12 protein-coding genes and 1 tRNA gene are annotated in these 13,951 nt (G+C 65.6%); 8 read left to right on the top strand and 5 right to left on the bottom strand.

What is annotated here, in order from left to right:
* Positions 1 to 28: 28 nt before the first annotated feature.
* Positions 29 to 925, bottom strand: coding sequence for a c-type cytochrome (locus ACK6C6_RS19770; protein WP_409268888.1), 897 nt, complete (start codon positions 923 to 925; stop codon positions 29 to 31).
* Positions 926 to 1,095: 170 nt separating this feature from the next.
* Here ACK6C6_RS19770 and ACK6C6_RS19765 point away from each other — a divergent pair.
* The 8 genes from ACK6C6_RS19765 (at position 1,096) to ACK6C6_RS19730 (ending at position 10,494) form a co-directional block, all read left to right on the top strand.
* Positions 1,096 to 1,171, top strand: a tRNA-Arg gene (locus ACK6C6_RS19765).
* A complete protein-coding gene (locus tag ACK6C6_RS19760) occupies positions 1,144 to 1,488 on the top strand; it encodes a hypothetical protein (RefSeq protein WP_409268886.1) in 345 nt (114 codons plus the stop codon). The genes ACK6C6_RS19765 and ACK6C6_RS19760 overlap by 28 nt, the downstream gene beginning before the upstream one ends.
* 153 nt (positions 1,489 to 1,641) lie before the next feature.
* Positions 1,642 to 2,931 carry a nucleotide sugar dehydrogenase gene (locus tag ACK6C6_RS19755; RefSeq protein ID WP_409268885.1) on the top strand — a complete coding sequence of 430 codons (1,290 nt, stop codon included), beginning with the start codon at positions 1,642 to 1,644 and terminating at the stop codon, positions 2,929 to 2,931.
* A gap of 69 nt (positions 2,932 to 3,000) precedes the next feature.
* On the top strand, positions 3,001 to 4,032 hold the full coding sequence (locus ACK6C6_RS19750; protein ID WP_409268884.1) for an SDR family oxidoreductase: 1,032 nt from the start codon (positions 3,001 to 3,003) through the stop codon (positions 4,030 to 4,032).
* 45 nt (positions 4,033 to 4,077) lie between these two features.
* The gene (locus ACK6C6_RS19745; RefSeq protein ID WP_209589453.1) at positions 4,078 to 5,481 is read left to right on the top strand and encodes a TIGR03013 family XrtA/PEP-CTERM system glycosyltransferase; all 1,404 of its coding nucleotides are present in this window, start codon (positions 4,078 to 4,080) and stop codon (positions 5,479 to 5,481) included.
* An 81-nt stretch (positions 5,482 to 5,562) separates the two neighbouring features.
* Complete coding sequence (gene prsK, locus ACK6C6_RS19740; protein WP_409268882.1) at positions 5,563 to 7,629, top strand: XrtA/PEP-CTERM system histidine kinase PrsK; 2,067 nt, start codon at positions 5,563 to 5,565, stop codon at positions 7,627 to 7,629.
* Between the two features lie 13 nt (positions 7,630 to 7,642).
* Complete coding sequence (gene prsR, locus ACK6C6_RS19735) at positions 7,643 to 9,007, top strand: PEP-CTERM-box response regulator transcription factor (protein ID WP_409268881.1); 1,365 nt, start codon at positions 7,643 to 7,645, stop codon at positions 9,005 to 9,007.
* Positions 9,004 to 10,494 carry a right-handed parallel beta-helix repeat-containing protein gene (locus tag ACK6C6_RS19730; RefSeq protein ID WP_409268880.1) on the top strand — a complete coding sequence of 497 codons (1,491 nt, stop codon included), beginning with the start codon at positions 9,004 to 9,006 and terminating at the stop codon, positions 10,492 to 10,494. The genes prsR and ACK6C6_RS19730 overlap by 4 nt, the downstream gene beginning before the upstream one ends.
* 1 nt (position 10,495) lies before the next feature.
* On the opposite strand, the gene ACK6C6_RS19725 is transcribed toward ACK6C6_RS19730, so the two are convergent.
* The 4 genes from ACK6C6_RS19725 to ACK6C6_RS19710 are packed head-to-tail and all read right to left on the bottom strand — an operon-like array spanning position 10,496 to position 13,930.
* Entirely contained in the window at positions 10,496 to 11,326 is an 831-nt protein-coding gene (locus tag ACK6C6_RS19725) for a hydrolase 1, exosortase A system-associated (protein ID WP_409268878.1), read from the bottom strand.
* Positions 11,316 to 12,179, bottom strand: a complete 864-nt coding sequence (locus ACK6C6_RS19720) for a hydrolase 2, exosortase A system-associated (protein ID WP_409268876.1) — start codon at positions 12,177 to 12,179, stop codon at positions 11,316 to 11,318. Before ACK6C6_RS19720 ends, ACK6C6_RS19725 begins: the two co-directional genes overlap by 11 nt.
* Positions 12,176 to 12,424, bottom strand: coding sequence for an acyl carrier protein (locus ACK6C6_RS19715; protein WP_036214029.1), 249 nt, complete (start codon positions 12,422 to 12,424; stop codon positions 12,176 to 12,178). Before ACK6C6_RS19715 ends, ACK6C6_RS19720 begins: the two co-directional genes overlap by 4 nt.
* A 45-nt stretch (positions 12,425 to 12,469) precedes the next feature.
* Entirely contained in the window at positions 12,470 to 13,930 is a 1,461-nt protein-coding gene (locus ACK6C6_RS19710; protein ID WP_209589459.1) for an oligosaccharide flippase family protein, read from the bottom strand.
* Between the last annotated feature and the right edge of the window lie 21 nt (positions 13,931 to 13,951).

The raw sequence follows: 13,951 nt of genomic DNA, 5'->3' as shown, positions 1-13,951 counted from the left end.
AGGGCAGCTCGTGCCGCCCTTGTTTGTTTTATTTGACGGCAGCGACCATGTAGTCGACGGCAGCCTTGACGTCGGCATCGCTGACGGCAGCGCCGCCTTTCGGCGGCATGACGCCGGCTTTCCCCTGGAAACCCTTGATGGCGTGTTCGTACAGGACAGGATTGCCCTGCGCCACGCGTGCCGTCCACGCTGCCTTGTCGCCCAGCTTGGGAGCACCGGCGATGCCGGCGCCATGGCAGGCGATGCAGGCCGTATTGAAGACGTTCTTGCCGGCGTCGGCGCTGGCGACTGCCGGCGCGGCCGCCGCAGGTGCTGCCGCAGGCGCAACAGCAGCAGTGGCCGGTGCTGCCGGCGGGGTGGCCGCTTCTGCAGCCGGTGCGGCTGCGGTGGCCGTGGCGGCCGGTGCGGCGGCAGGGGCGGGGACGGCAGGTTCCTTGAAGCTGGCGCCGCTCTTGTTGGTCATGAAGACGACGGCGCGCGCGACTTCGACATCGTCGAGGTCCGGATTGCCGCCTTTGGCAGGCATGGCGCGGATGCCTTCGATCGCGTGTTTCACCAGGGTGTCGTAACCCTGGCCGAGACGTGCGGACCAGGAGCCGGTGTCGCCGGTCTTGGGAGCGCCCGCGGCGCCGCTGTCGTGGCAGGCGGCGCAGACGGCGGCATACACGGCGGCGCCGGCCTGGAGCACGCGGGGGGCGTTGGCATCCACCAGGGTGAAACCTGCATCGGCCAGTGGGCGGATACGGCTTTCGACTGCGCCGCTGGCCTGGCTGTCGGTGCCGGCGCCGGTCAGGCGGTCGCTGGTGGCAAAGACGACGAGTAGGATGATACCAATGACAATGACCAGGAAGAATCCTGTTACGGCGGCGACGAGCTGCTTGGGCGTACGGATCAGGGATTGATGTTCGTTGTGTGCGTCGCTCATGATTTCCTTAATTCAATAAAAAAACCTGCTACCGCGGCATCTCGTGCCTTTTTTGAAATGCCCTCAAGCAGCTGATTATAGACGTAAAGCTGCCAAAATGTAACGAAATTCGCTTGCCCGCCATGGACGGCAGGGCCGAAAGACTGTATTCTTCGGACACTTCACTCTACGCGGCTGTAGCTCAGTGGATAGAGTATTGGCCTCCGAAGCCAAGGGTCGTGGGTTCGATCCCCGCCAGCCGCGCCACTCCCCCAGGAATTCCCAAGACCGATCAGGTCGCATGTGGATTGCTCGCACCTGAGCACCACGTATTCATCTTTTTTCTCAGTGCGCGCATCGCCCTGAAAACTTGCTATTCGTTCAAGCATTTGTTCCGTCTCTTCCTACGTGACGGTAAATTTCTATTGCAATTACGCAACACATTCCTGCTCGCTGCCTCGTCGCGTCCACGCAAAAAGGGTGCGCACGTTACTGATGAGCACGAGTCATTTATTTTTAAAATGCTAAAATTTCTTGCCAGTTTTGCAGTTGGAGGAGTCACGCCTTGCTCCATGACGGAGTAGGTGCCTTGAACTGTAGAAATAGTGGCAACACGCCGGCACGGGATACCTTATCAAGATGTTGTTAATTGGGAGAAAAGTTTAGATACCGTTGAGAAGCTTCTTGTTTCCGTGCTATATTTGTTAAAAAAATTGCAAAAATTGGAGCGAAGCCCAATGAAAGCAGATCAGATCGTCGCAGTGGTGGGCCTGGGGTATGTCGGCCTTCCTTTAGCAGTTGAGTTCGGTAAGAAGTTCAGGACAATCGGTTTCGATTTGTCGGCCGCGAAGATCGAGCACTACAAGCAGTTTCGCGACCCAACGGGTGAAGTGTCTTCGGAAGAGTTGAGGGCATCCCAATGGCTGGACGTGACCACCGACCCCGCAGCCCTGGCGGTTGCGGATTACATCATCGTGGCGGTGCCGACCCCGGTCGACATTGCCCACAACCCGGATTTCACGCCGCTCCGGGGTGCCAGCCAGTCGGTGGGCAAGCACATGAAGCGCGGCGCGATCGTCGTGTACGAATCGACGGTGTATCCGGGAGCGACCGAAGAGGTCTGCATCCCGATCCTCGAAGAATGGTCGGGGATGAAATGGAAGCAGGATTTCCACGTTGGTTTTTCGCCTGAGCGCATCAATCCGGGCGACAAGGAACACACTCTGACGACGATCCTCAAGGTCGTCTCGGGAGATGACGAAGAGACGCTCGACAAGGTCGCTAAGTTGTACGAAGCGGTAGTCAGGGCGGGCGTCTACCGCGCCTCCGGCATCAAGGTGGCGGAAGCGGCGAAGGTCATCGAGAACACGCAGCGCGACCTGAACATCGCGTTGATGAATGAACTGGCAATTATTTTTGACAAGATCGGCATCGATACGCTCGAGGTGCTGCAGGCGGCCGGGACGAAGTGGAACTTCCTTCCTTTCCGTCCAGGCCTGGTCGGCGGGCACTGCATCGGTGTCGATCCGTACTACCTGACGCACAAGGCGGAAATGATCGGCTACCACCCGCAGGTGATTCTGGCGGGACGGCGGATCAACGACGGGATGGCGAAGTTCGTCGCGGAGAAAACCGTCAAGTCCCTGATCGCGGCCGGTTTCCACGTCAAGGGTTCGAAGGTGAACGTGCTGGGCCTGACCTTCAAGGAAGATTGCCCGGACCTGCGCAACTCGAAGGTGGCCGACATCGTCCACGAACTCGAGTCCTACGGGGTCGACGTGCACGTCTACGACCCGGTCGCGGAGCCGGACGAAGCCGAGCACGAGTACGGGATCAGGCTGGAAGACTGGGACAGCCTGCCGCCGGCCGATGCGATGGTGGCGGCGGTTCCGCACCAGGATCTGCTGTCGCGTCCGGCAGACGAACTGATGTCGAAACTGAATGACGGTGGCCTGTTCATCGACGTGAAATCGAAGTTTGATCGAGATGCAATCAGCCGGGCTGGCATCTCGGTGTGGCGGCTGTAAATCCGGGTTCCCCCGGGGGCGTTGCAAGGCGCAACCGGGGTAAGTATTCACTAAGAAAGTATTGGATCTGTGAACAAGTTTCAAGATGTCAGGCAGCACCTGCACCAGCACCAGTACCAATGGGTAGTGACGGGCGCGGCCGGCTTTATCGGCTCCCACCTGGTCGAGGCCCTGCTCGGGCTGGGCCAGCGTGTGACCGGGCTCGACAATTTTGCGACGGGCCACCGGCGCAACCTGGAAGGGGTGCGCGAGCTCGTCGGCCCTGCCGCATGGAACAATTTCAGCTTCACCGAAGGCGATATCTGTGACCCGGACACCTGCCCGGCCGTGGTGCGCGGCGCCGATTTCGTCCTGCACCAGGCTGCGCTCGGCTCGGTGCCGCGCTCGGTGGCCGACCCGGCCCGCAGCAATGCCACCAATGTCACCGGTTTCCTGAACATGCTGATCGCGGCGCGCGACGCCGGCGTGCGCCGCTTCGTCTACGCCGCCTCCAGCTCGACCTATGGCGACCATCCCGCCCTGCCGAAGACCGAGGACGTCATCGGCAAGCCGCTGTCTCCGTATGCTGTCACCAAGTACGTGAACGAACTGTATGCGGGCGTGTTCGCCAGCACCTATGGCACCCAGTCGATCGGACTGCGCTATTTCAATGTGTTCGGCCCGCGCCAGGACCCCCATGGCGCCTACGCGGCCGTGATTCCCCAATGGGTGGCTGCCCTGATCGGCAACCGCCCCGTCAAGATCAATGGTGACGGCGAGACCAGCCGTGACTTCTGCTACGTCGACAATGTTGTGCAGGCGAACCTGCTGGCCGCGCTGGCCGGGGACGAGGCCGCCAACCAGGTCTACAACGTGGCGCTGAACGAGCGTACCAGCCTGAACCAGCTGTACGCGATGCTGCGCGAATTGCTGGCCCCGCGCTTTCCACATGTGGCCGCCCACCGTCCCGAGCATGGGGAGTTCCGTCCAGGCGACGTGCGCCATTCCCAGGCCGACATCTCGAAGGCCGCGGCGCTGCTGGGTTATGCACCTGCCTGGCGCATCCGCGAAGGCCTGGAGCGTGCGCTCGACTGGTATGCCGGGCATCTGGAACAAGTATGAATCGTCTTCTGCAAGCAGTTAAAAATACGAAATTCGGGGGATACCGTGTTTAAGATCTCTAACCACTACGTGTCGAAGATCGTCTTCGTCTTGCTGTTCATCGAGGCCCTGATCCTGCTGGGCGCGGCCTATGCCGGGGCGTCGCTGCGCTTCCTGGACATGGATGCGCCGATCAGCACACCGCATGTCGAGCACTTCCTGACGTCGGCGATCGCCTTCGCCACCGCCATCATCTTCAGCATGAGCGCGATGGGCATGTACCAGCTCGACGCCGACGAAGGCCTGCGCCATCCCTTCTTCATGAAGCTGATGCCGTCCTTCCTGATGGGCTTCCTGATCCTGACCATCGTGTTCTACGTGGCGCCGGACCTGTCCTTCGGCCGCGGCATCCTGCTGCTGGTGTTCGCACTGTCGGCAATCGGCATCTTCCTGGCGCGCATGCTGTTCTTCAAGACCTCGGAGCTGCAGCTGCTGAAGTCGCGCATCATGTTCCTCGGCAGCGGCCCGCTGGCCAAGGAATGCAGCGAACTGGCCCAGCGCAAGTCGAACTACCACCGCTACCACATCGCCGGTTACATCCCGATCGCGCACGAGGAAGTGTGCGTGCCCGAGGACGGGCTGCTGAAGGTACGCGACGGCGACTCGCTGCATGCGCTGGCCAAGAAATACAACGTCCAGGAAATCGTGGTCTCGGTCCAGAACCGGCGCGGCGGCTTCCCGATGAAAGAACTGCTCGACTGCAAGCTGCGCGGCCTGCGCGTGACCGACGCCGCCACCTTCTTCGAGCGCGAAACCTGCCAGATCCGGGTCGACTCGCTGCAGCCGAGCTGGCTGATCTTCGGCGGCGGCTTCGACCAGAGCTTCATCCGCACCTTCATGAAGCGCGGCTTCGACCTGGTCTGCAGCACCATCATCCTGATCATGGCCTTCCCGCTGATGCTGCTGGCGGCGCTGGCGGTCAAGCTGGAAGACCGCGGCCCGGTGTTCTATTCCCAGGAACGGGTGGGCAAGGATGGGAAGACCTTCTTCGTGCACAAGTTCCGCAGCATGCGCGTCGATGCCGAAAAAGGCGGCAAGCCGCAGTGGGCCGCCCAGAACGACCCGCGCGTTACCCGCGTCGGCAACTTCATGCGCAAGACCCGTATCGACGAACTGCCCCAGATCCTGAACGTCTTCAAGGGCGAAATGTCCTTCGTCGGCCCGCGTCCGGAGCGTCCTTACTTCGTCGAGCAGCTGATCGAGGTGGTGCCGTATTACAATGTCCGCCACAGCATCAAGCCAGGCGTCACCGGCTGGGCCCAGGTGCGCTACGGCTACGGCTCCTCGGCCGAGGACGCGCTGCAGAAGCTGCAGTACGACCTCTACTACGTCAAGAACAACAGCCTGTTCCTCGACGTGCTGGTGCTGATCGATACGCTGAAGGTCGTGCTGTTCCGCAGCGGCCGTTGATTTTCCGGTGGCGCCCCGTGGCGCCGCCGCCATTTCCCGAATCCCCATGCCTTTGACGGCTGTTTTTTTGGGTGGCGCACGTTGACCAGTATTGCTGTCTATAGTTATAGCGTCGCTGCCGCCGCATTTCTCTTGCTGGGCGTGCTGCTGCTGGCCCTGTGGCGCGGCGGCGCCCATGTGACGTCCGTGACGGCCGCCTGCGCGCTCACCGCGCTGTGGGCCGGCGCCGTCGCCTGGGAAGCGTCGCAGGGAACGGCCGTGTCGGTCTGGACCGAGGCCCTCGAGATCGTGCGCAACGGCGCCTGGTCGGCGGTGCTGGTGCTCATGCTCGGGCACTACCGCGATCCGGACGGTTTCCTCGGCCTGCGCCGCCCGGTGCTGCTCGGGATTGCCGCCTACCTGCTGCTGCTGCTGGCCAAGCTCGTGCTGCAGCTCGACCTCATGTACAAGACCGATGCCGGCCTGGTGCCGAACGTGATGGCGCGCGTGTGCATGGCGGTGCTGGGCATGCTGCTGGTCGAGCAGGTGTACCGCAACAAGACGGTACAGGAACGCTGGATGGTGAAGTTCGCCTGCCTGGGCATCGGCGCGATGTTCGGCTACGACTTCTATATGTATACCCACGCGATGCTGTTCCACGAGATGAGCCCGGAAGTCTGGGACGCGCGCGGCGTGGTCAATGCCCTGGCGGTGCCCCTGGTCGGCACCGCGGTCAAGCGCAGCAAGTCCATGGTGACCCCGCTGGCGCTGTCGCGGCGCGTGATGTTCCATTCCGCCGCGCTGCTCGGCTCGGCCATCTACCTGCTGGCGATGGGCTCGGCCGGCTATTACCTGAAATTCTTCGGCGGCGACTGGGGCACCCTGATGCAGGTGGTGTTCCTGTGCGGCGCCTTGCTGCTGCTGGCGGGCGTGCTGTTTTCCGGCGCCTTCCGCGCCTGGCTGAAGGTCTTCATCAGCAAGCATTTCTACAGCTACGGCTACGACTACCGCGAGGAATGGATGCGCTTCACCCGCACCCTGTCCGAGCACGGCCCCAACCTGGGCGAGCGCGCCGTCGAGGCGGTCGCGGCCCTGGTGGAAAGCCCGGGCGGGGTGCTGTGGCAGCGCCGCGCCAACGATGTCTACGAACCGGTGGCCTTCTGGGAGGCGACCGCCAGCGACAACGAGCCGGCGGACTCGAACTTCTGCCGCTTCCTGGAAAGCACCCAGTGGGTCATCGACCTGCATGAATACCGGGCGTTGCCCGAGAAATACGGCGACCTGGTGCTGCCGGACTGGCTGGCCGCCATCCCGCGTGCCTGGGTGGTGGTGCCCCTGATCCTGCACGGCAAGCTGTTCGGCTTCGTGGTGCTGCAGGATTCGCGCAGCCCGGTAGCCCTGAACTGGGAAGTGTTCGACCTGCTGGAAATCGCCGGCAGCCAGGCCGCCAGCTACCTGGCCCTGCAGGATGCCGCCAACGACCTGATGGTGGCGCGCCAATTCGAATCCTTCAACCGGATGTCGACCTTTGTCGTACACGACCTGAAGAACCTGGTGTCGCAGTTGTCGCTCATGAACGCAAATGCCGAGAAGCACCGCGACAATCCGGAATTCCAGCGCGACATGCTCGACACCGTGACGCACTCGATCCAGAAGATGAAGATGATGCTGCAAAAGCTCAGCCGCAACGACGCTCCCGTCAAGCCGCTGCCGCTGACGGTCGACCGCGTGGTGCGCCAGGCGATCGCGCTCAAGGACGCCTTCGAGCCGCGCCCGGTGCTGCGGGTCGAGAACGGCGGCCTGCAGGTGCTGGCCGACAGCGAGCGCCTCGAGCGCGTGCTCGGCCACCTGATCCAGAATGCGATCGAGGCCACGCCCAAGAGCGGCCGCGTCACCGTCGACATCCGGCGCGCTGACGGCTGCGCGGTGGTCGAGATCGCCGACACCGGCTCGGGCATGAGCGAGGAATTCATCCGCGAACGCCTGTTCAAACCCTTCGAATCGACCAAGCCGGCCGGGATGGGCATCGGCCTGTTCGAAAGCCGCGAATACATCAACGAGCTGGGCGGCAAGCTGGAACTCGCCAGCGCTCCTGCCGCCGGAACCACATTCACAGTCAGCCTGCCGCTCTACAGCGAGGAAGCCCGCAACGTGGGGCAGGCCGCATGACCCGAGGACTGCCGTGACGCAAAACAAACCGAAACTCCTGATCATCGAAGACGATCCGGGCCTGCAGAAACAGCTGCGCTGGAGCCTGGATGCCTATGACGTGGTCGTCGCCGGCGACCGCGAGACCGCGCTGGCCCAGATCCGGCGCCATGAGCCGGCCGTGGTCACCATGGACCTGGGCCTGCCGCCCGATCCCGACGGCTCGACCGAAGGGCTGGCGACGCTGGAACAGATCCTGGCGCTGGCCCCGGACACCCGCGTCATCGTCCTGACCGGCAACCAGGACCACGGCAATGCGGTCAAGGCGATCGGCATGGGCGCCTACGATTTCCACCAGAAGCCCTGCGAGCCGGAAGTGCTGAAGCTGGTGATCCAGCGCGCCTTCTTCCTGTACAACCTGCAGATGGAAAACCGCCGCATGCAGCAGTCGCAGGCCGATTCGCCCATGGCCGGCGTGATCAGCCGCGACGCCGGCATGCTCAAGGTCTGCCGCAACATCGAGAAGGTGGCGCCGACCTCGGCCTCGGTAATGCTGCTGGGCGAATCGGGCACCGGCAAGGAAGTGCTGGCGCGCGCCCTGCACGCGCTGTCGCCGCGCTCCAAGGAACGCTTCATGGCGATCAACTGCGCTGCGATTCCGGAAAACCTGCTCGAGAGCGAACTGTTCGGCTATGAAAAGGGCGCGTTCACCGGCGCGGCCAAGCAGACCAAGGGCAAGGTCGAGCTGGCGCACGGCGGCACCTTCTTCCTCGACGAGGTCGGCGACCTGCCGATGGCCCTGCAGGCCAAGCTGCTGCGCTTCCTGCAGGAGCGCGTGATCGAGCGCATCGGCGGCCACGAGGAAATCCCGGTCGACGTGCGCATCGTCTGTGCGACCCACCAGAAACTGAAGGAACTGTGCGCGACCGGGCGCTTCCGCGAAGACTTGTACTACCGCCTGTCCGAGATCGTGGTGACGATTCCGCCGCTGCGCACGCGCCACGGCGACGCCGCCCTGCTGGCCCACCACTTCAAGAACAAGTTCTGCGCCCAGGAATCGCGCTCGACGCTGCACTTCGCGCCGGACGCGATCGCGGCGATCGAGGGCTACGACTGGCCCGGCAACGTGCGCGAGATGGAGAACTGCATCAAGCGCGCCGTCATCATGGCCGACGGCAATACCATCGTCGCCGACGACCTCGGCCTGCCGGAGGGCGACAAGCCGGTCGACGAACCGCTGAACCTGCGCCAGGTACGCGACGAGGCCGAGTACATGGCGATCGTCAAGGCGCTGGCGCGGGTCGACGGCAACATCGTCAAGGCTTCCGAAATGCTCGGCATCAGCCGCCCGACCATGTATGACCTGATGAACCGTCACGGCATCAAGAGCGCCGCATGAAGCAGGCGCAGCAGGGGGGCGGGCATGCCCGCCGCCGTGGCCGGACCAGGCGTCGCCTGGCCGCGGCCGCGGCGCTGCTGGTGGCAGGCGGCGTCATTGCCGCCATCGCCGTCGACAGCGCCGGCATCGCGCCGCGCCAGCTCGCGCCCTACATCGAAAAACGTACCAGTGGCCACAATGCGGCCATCGTCGCCGCCGGCCAATTCACGGCCGGCACCCTGCAGCGTCTCGACCGCGGGACGCCGGCGGCGCCGGAAGACCCGCAGCTGTCCGGACTGGCGCTCGGCGCCCAGGCCAGGGCCGCGGGAGACGCGCGCCACGCCGGCACGGTGGTCGCCAGCGCCGACGCGCTGCGCGCCGCGCTGGCGCGAGCAAGCCAGGGCGAGGTCATCACCATCGCGCCCGGCACTTACCGCTTTTCCGGCAGTGCGGGACTGAACGCCGACCGTCCCGGCGCGCCCGACGCGCCGATCGTGGTGCGGGCGGCGCGGCCCGGCAGCGTACGGCTCGAATTCGACATGCTCGAGGGCTTTCGCGTCAGCGCGCCGCACTGGCGCTTCGAAAACCTGGACATCCGCGGGGTGTGCGGGCGTGACGACGATTGCGAGCACGCCTTCCACGTGGTCGGCGCCGCCAGCCATTTTGTCGCGCGCAACAACACCATCAGCGACTTCAACGCCCACTTCAAGATCAATGCCCTGCGCGGGCGCTTTCCCGACGCCGGCCTGATCGAATCGAACACCCTGGACGCCAGCCGCCCGCGCCGCACCGCCAACCCGGTCACCCCGATCGACCTGGTGGCGGCCAGCGGCTGGACAGTCCGCGCCAACGTGATCAGCGACTTCATCAAGGAGGGCGGCAATGGGGTCAGCTACGGCGCCTTTGCCAAGGGCGGCGGCAGCGGCAACGTCTTCGAGCGTAACCTGGTGTGGTGCGAGCGCCGCCTGCGCGGCCTGCCGGGACAGCGGATCGGCCTGTCCTTCGGCGGCGGCGGTACCGGCAAGGCGCTGTGCCGCGACGGGCGCTGCATCACGGAGCAGGATGGCGGCATCCTGCGCGCCAACCTGGTGGTCGGCTGCTCCGACGCCGGCGTCTACCTGAACAGCGCGGCGACTACCCGGGTCGAGGACAATACGCTGATCGACACCACCGGCATCGACGTGCGCTTCCCCGCCAGCAGCGCGCGCCTGGACGGCAACCTGGTCGACGGACCGATCCGCAGCCGCGACGGCGGCCTGGTGCACGAGGGCGACAACCGCACCTCCGCGGTATGGCAGGCGTTCGCCGGCCTGCATCCGGTGCGCAGCCTGTTCGTGGCGCCAGGCAGCGGCGACTTCCGCTGGAGCGGCGAGGCGCCGCTGCGTGCGCATGAACGCGCTGAGCCCGCTCTCGACTTGTGCGGAGGACGCCGCCAGCAGCCGCCGGCCTATGGCGCCTTCGACAGTTTCGGCGCTTGCCGGTCGCGCATGGAGGCGGCGGCGCGCTGACTCACCAGGAACGCACCCAGGCGCTGGTCCAGGCCGCGACCTGGTCGCGCCAGGCGCGCCGCGAGAAGGTATGGTCGGCGCCGTCGAGCTCATGACGGGTCACGCGCGGACCGGACAGCAGCTTTTTCCAGGCCGGCGTGGCCGTTGCCAGGTCGCAGAATTCGCGTCCGGTCAGGTCGGCACCCCCGATCACCACCATGACGCGCCCCCCGAAGGCGGCCAGGGCCGCATGCATGCGCTCGGGCAGCGCCGGCGCCGGCGATGCCGGGGCCAGCGCGGCGCGCACCAGGCCGATGGCCGACTTGATCGAACGCACCAGGTCGAGGCGGCCGCTGAGCAGCCGGCGCCAGAAGGACGATTCGCCCAGACGCTGGCGGTAATAGTGGCGCAGGGTGGTGCGCGCCAGGCCGTCGTCGGTGCGCACCCAGGGGTTGAGCAGCACCAGGCCGGCCACACGCCGGTCCGAGCGCGCATACAGCGCCGCGGCCGAGGCGCCGTCGCACAAGCCCCACAGCACCACTTCGCGCAAGCCTGGCGCGGCGGCGAAAAAGGCGTCGATGGCGGCGCGCAGGTCGTCGTCGACGCTCTCGAAGGAACGCAGCTCGCCCTCGCTATCGCCCATGCCGCGGTAGTCGAAACGCATGGCCGGGATGCCGTCCTGCGCCAGCGCGCGCGCCAGCAGGGTGAACTGGCGGTGGCTGCCGGCGCGGTACTGCGATCCGCCGACCACGACCAGCACGCCGCGACTGGCGGGTTTGGCAGGCAGGCTCGCTACCCCGACCAGCCAGTCGCCGCCGCAGGGGAAGCTGAGCGCGCGTTCTTCAATGCCCAAGGCGGTCCTCCCGCAACAGCGTCGAGGTCGCCGCCAGCAGGGCCGGGGCATCCACGCCTTCGCCGGCCGCCCAGAAGGGCGGGCAATCGACCGGATGGACCTGCAGCCGCGCATGCCGGCTGCGCCAGGCCTCCGCGGTCCGGGCCGCTCCCGGCGGCAGGACCTGGCCGGCCTTGTCGGCGGAATGCGCGGCCATCTCGAACCAGTGCACCGGGCAGGGCGGCGTGTGCCGTTCGAGCGGAGCCAGCGCGTCGATGGCCGCGGCCAGCGCCGGGTCCAGCGCGTAGCCGCCGACTTCGAGGATGTCGCCGGACTGCAGCGCGGCGCGCAGGGCGCGGGTGCCGGTCTGCTCGGAGGCGCTGTCGGCCAGCATGGCATTGACGGTACGCATGCGCAGGAACTGGGTCAGGTAGGCCTGGCCGCTGGTGACCGGCTGCCACAGGAGCAGCGCGCGCAGCGGATGCGGCGCCGCCTGCGCGTAGTCGAGCGCCAGCAGGGCGCCCAGGCGCATGCCCCACAGCACCGGCGGGTGGGCGATGCGTTCGCCGAGCCAGGCGCAGCACGCCGCCAGGTCGTCCTTCCAGGTTTCCCAGCGGGCGTCGGAGAAATCGCCGCTGCTGTCGCCGGTGCCGGCCAGGTCGGGCTGCAGCACGCCATAGCCGAGCGCCGCCAGTTCGCGCGCCTGTTGCGCCGCGATGCGGCGCGCGCGGTTCATTTCTTCGGCAAACGGCGGCACGTAGAGGATGGCGCCGCGGCAGTCGCCGCGCGGCGGATGGTAGAGGCAGAACAGCTGGCCCCTGGTGCGCTGCAGGAAGAAGGGTTGGGCGCGCGCTTCAATCGCGCCAGCGGTCATCCGGCGCTCTTCCGGGCGACGAAATCGGCCAGGCTGCCCAGGGTTTCGAAGGTGCTGGCGCTGAGGTCGTCGTCGTCGATGACGATGCCGAAATGGTCTTCGAGCGCTCCGACCAGGCTCACCACGGCCATCGAGTCGAGTTCAGGCAGGCTGCCCAGCAGGGGAGAATCGGACTGCAGGCGCTGGCCCGCTTCACCCAGGCTCAGCACGTCAATCAGGATGGTCTTTACTTCGTCGAGGTACATGTCGCAATTCCACGCAGGCGGTGCGCCGTGCGCACCATGGGTCGATTATACATTCGGGCGCAGCAGGGCCAGGCGCGCTCGTGCCATGCCGCCCAGGCGGTGCACCTCGTCCAGCACGGGATGGCTGCTGGCGCGCAGCAGCAGGTACCAGGCCAGGGCCAGCACCGGGAACATCAGCAGCAGGCGTACCAGCGGCGCCAGTTGGGACGGCAGCGCCAGCGCCAGCAGGGCCGCGACGGCGGCGGTGCCGGCGGCGACGAGGGCGCTCGGCAACAGGGCGCGCAGCAGGTCCAGCGCACCGAAGCCGAGGTGGCGCCGCTGCTGCAACAAGGTGATCGGCGCAGCCGCCACGGTCGCCAGGCACAGTACCCAGCCGAAGCCGGCCAGGGTGCCGTCGAACAGGACGACTGCGAAAGCGATCCTGGCCAGCAGGGTTGCCGCCACCGGGAATGCGCTCAGGTAGGGCCGTCCAATGGCGGTGACCGCAAACGGCACGTAGTGGAAGGCCATCGTCACGGCGGCGGCGAGGGACAGGGGCAGGATCGCCGGCACGCACTCGAGCCAGACGTCGCTGTACAGGGCCTGCACGATGTCCTTCCCGAGCACGGTGGTCAGGGCCAGGGCGGTCCAGCCGACCCCGGTCAGCAGGCTGGTGGCACGGCTCAGCACCGGCACCAGTGATTCGCCGCGGTGGTGGGCCTGCGCCAGGTAGGATACCGCGCCGTAGCTGACGGTCGAGCCTGCGATATGGGTGAAGATCGTCACCGTCGAGTTGGCACGGCTGAGCAGGCCGACGTGGTGCGCACTGCCGAGCTTGCCCAGCAGCAGGTCGGGAAGGGCATTGTTCAAGGCCACCATACAGCTCGACAACAAGGAACCCAGGCCGAAATGGGTGACGCTGCGCCAATGGGCGAAGGAGGGCAGCCACGGAATGCCCTTCGGACGGTACGGTATGTACGCGATGGCGCAGACAATGATGTTGACCAGGTTGGCGTAGGCCAGGCTGACCGGGCCGTGGCCGAGGGCGGCGAATGCCACGCAGGCGACGCAGAAACTGGTGGTGCCGATGATGTTGACGATCGCCTGCTTTTCCGCGGCAAACTCGCGCGTCAGGAGGGCGTTGGTGATCGCGCCGAACGGGATCAGGAGGAAACCGATCGACAATACCTGCATCACCGGGATCATTTCCGGTTCCTTGAACCAGAGTCCGATGGATTCGCTCGACAGGAACAGTCCGATGGCAATCAACCAGGAGGTCGTGAATACCACGCCGGTGGCCGAACGGATCTTGTCCGGGGTGAGCTCCGGTTCGCGCTGGAGATAGGTCGAGACGCCGAAGTCGCGGAACACGTGCGCCAGGTTGACGAACACGACCGTCATCGAATAGATGCCGATCTCGCTCGGGGTCAGGAGGTAGGCCAGCACGACGCTGACCGCGAATCGCATGAGGGTTGCGCCGGACGACGAGAAGAACGTGATAACCAGCGAGCGACGCAGATCTGCCATGGATTGCCTGTTCCTGAATAC

It is taken from the genome of Massilia sp. BHUDP2, from assembly GCF_046236355.1.
In the GTDB taxonomy this organism is placed as follows: domain Bacteria; phylum Pseudomonadota; class Gammaproteobacteria; order Burkholderiales; family Burkholderiaceae_D; genus Telluria; species Telluria varians.
This window is presented reverse-complemented; position numbering and strand designations above follow the sequence as displayed.

Excerpts from the sequence above, each read along its gene's own strand:
- ACK6C6_RS19770 (WP_409268888.1), bottom strand. The coding sequence starts at position 925 with ATGAGCGACGCACACAACGAACATCAATCCCTGATCCGTACGCCCAAG.
- ACK6C6_RS19755 (WP_409268885.1), top strand. The coding sequence starts at position 1,642 with ATGAAAGCAGATCAGATCGTCGCAGTGGTGGGCCTGGGGTATGTCGGC.
- ACK6C6_RS19730 (WP_409268880.1), top strand. The coding sequence starts at position 9,004 with ATGAAGCAGGCGCAGCAGGGGGGCGGGCATGCCCGCCGCCGTGGCCGG.
- ACK6C6_RS19720 (WP_409268876.1), bottom strand. The coding sequence starts at position 12,179 with ATGACCGCTGGCGCGATTGAAGCGCGCGCCCAACCCTTCTTCCTGCAG.
- ACK6C6_RS19715 (WP_036214029.1), bottom strand. The coding sequence starts at position 12,424 with ATGTACCTCGACGAAGTAAAGACCATCCTGATTGACGTGCTGAGCCTG.
- ACK6C6_RS19710 (WP_209589459.1), bottom strand. The coding sequence starts at position 13,930 with ATGGCAGATCTGCGTCGCTCGCTGGTTATCACGTTCTTCTCGTCGTCC.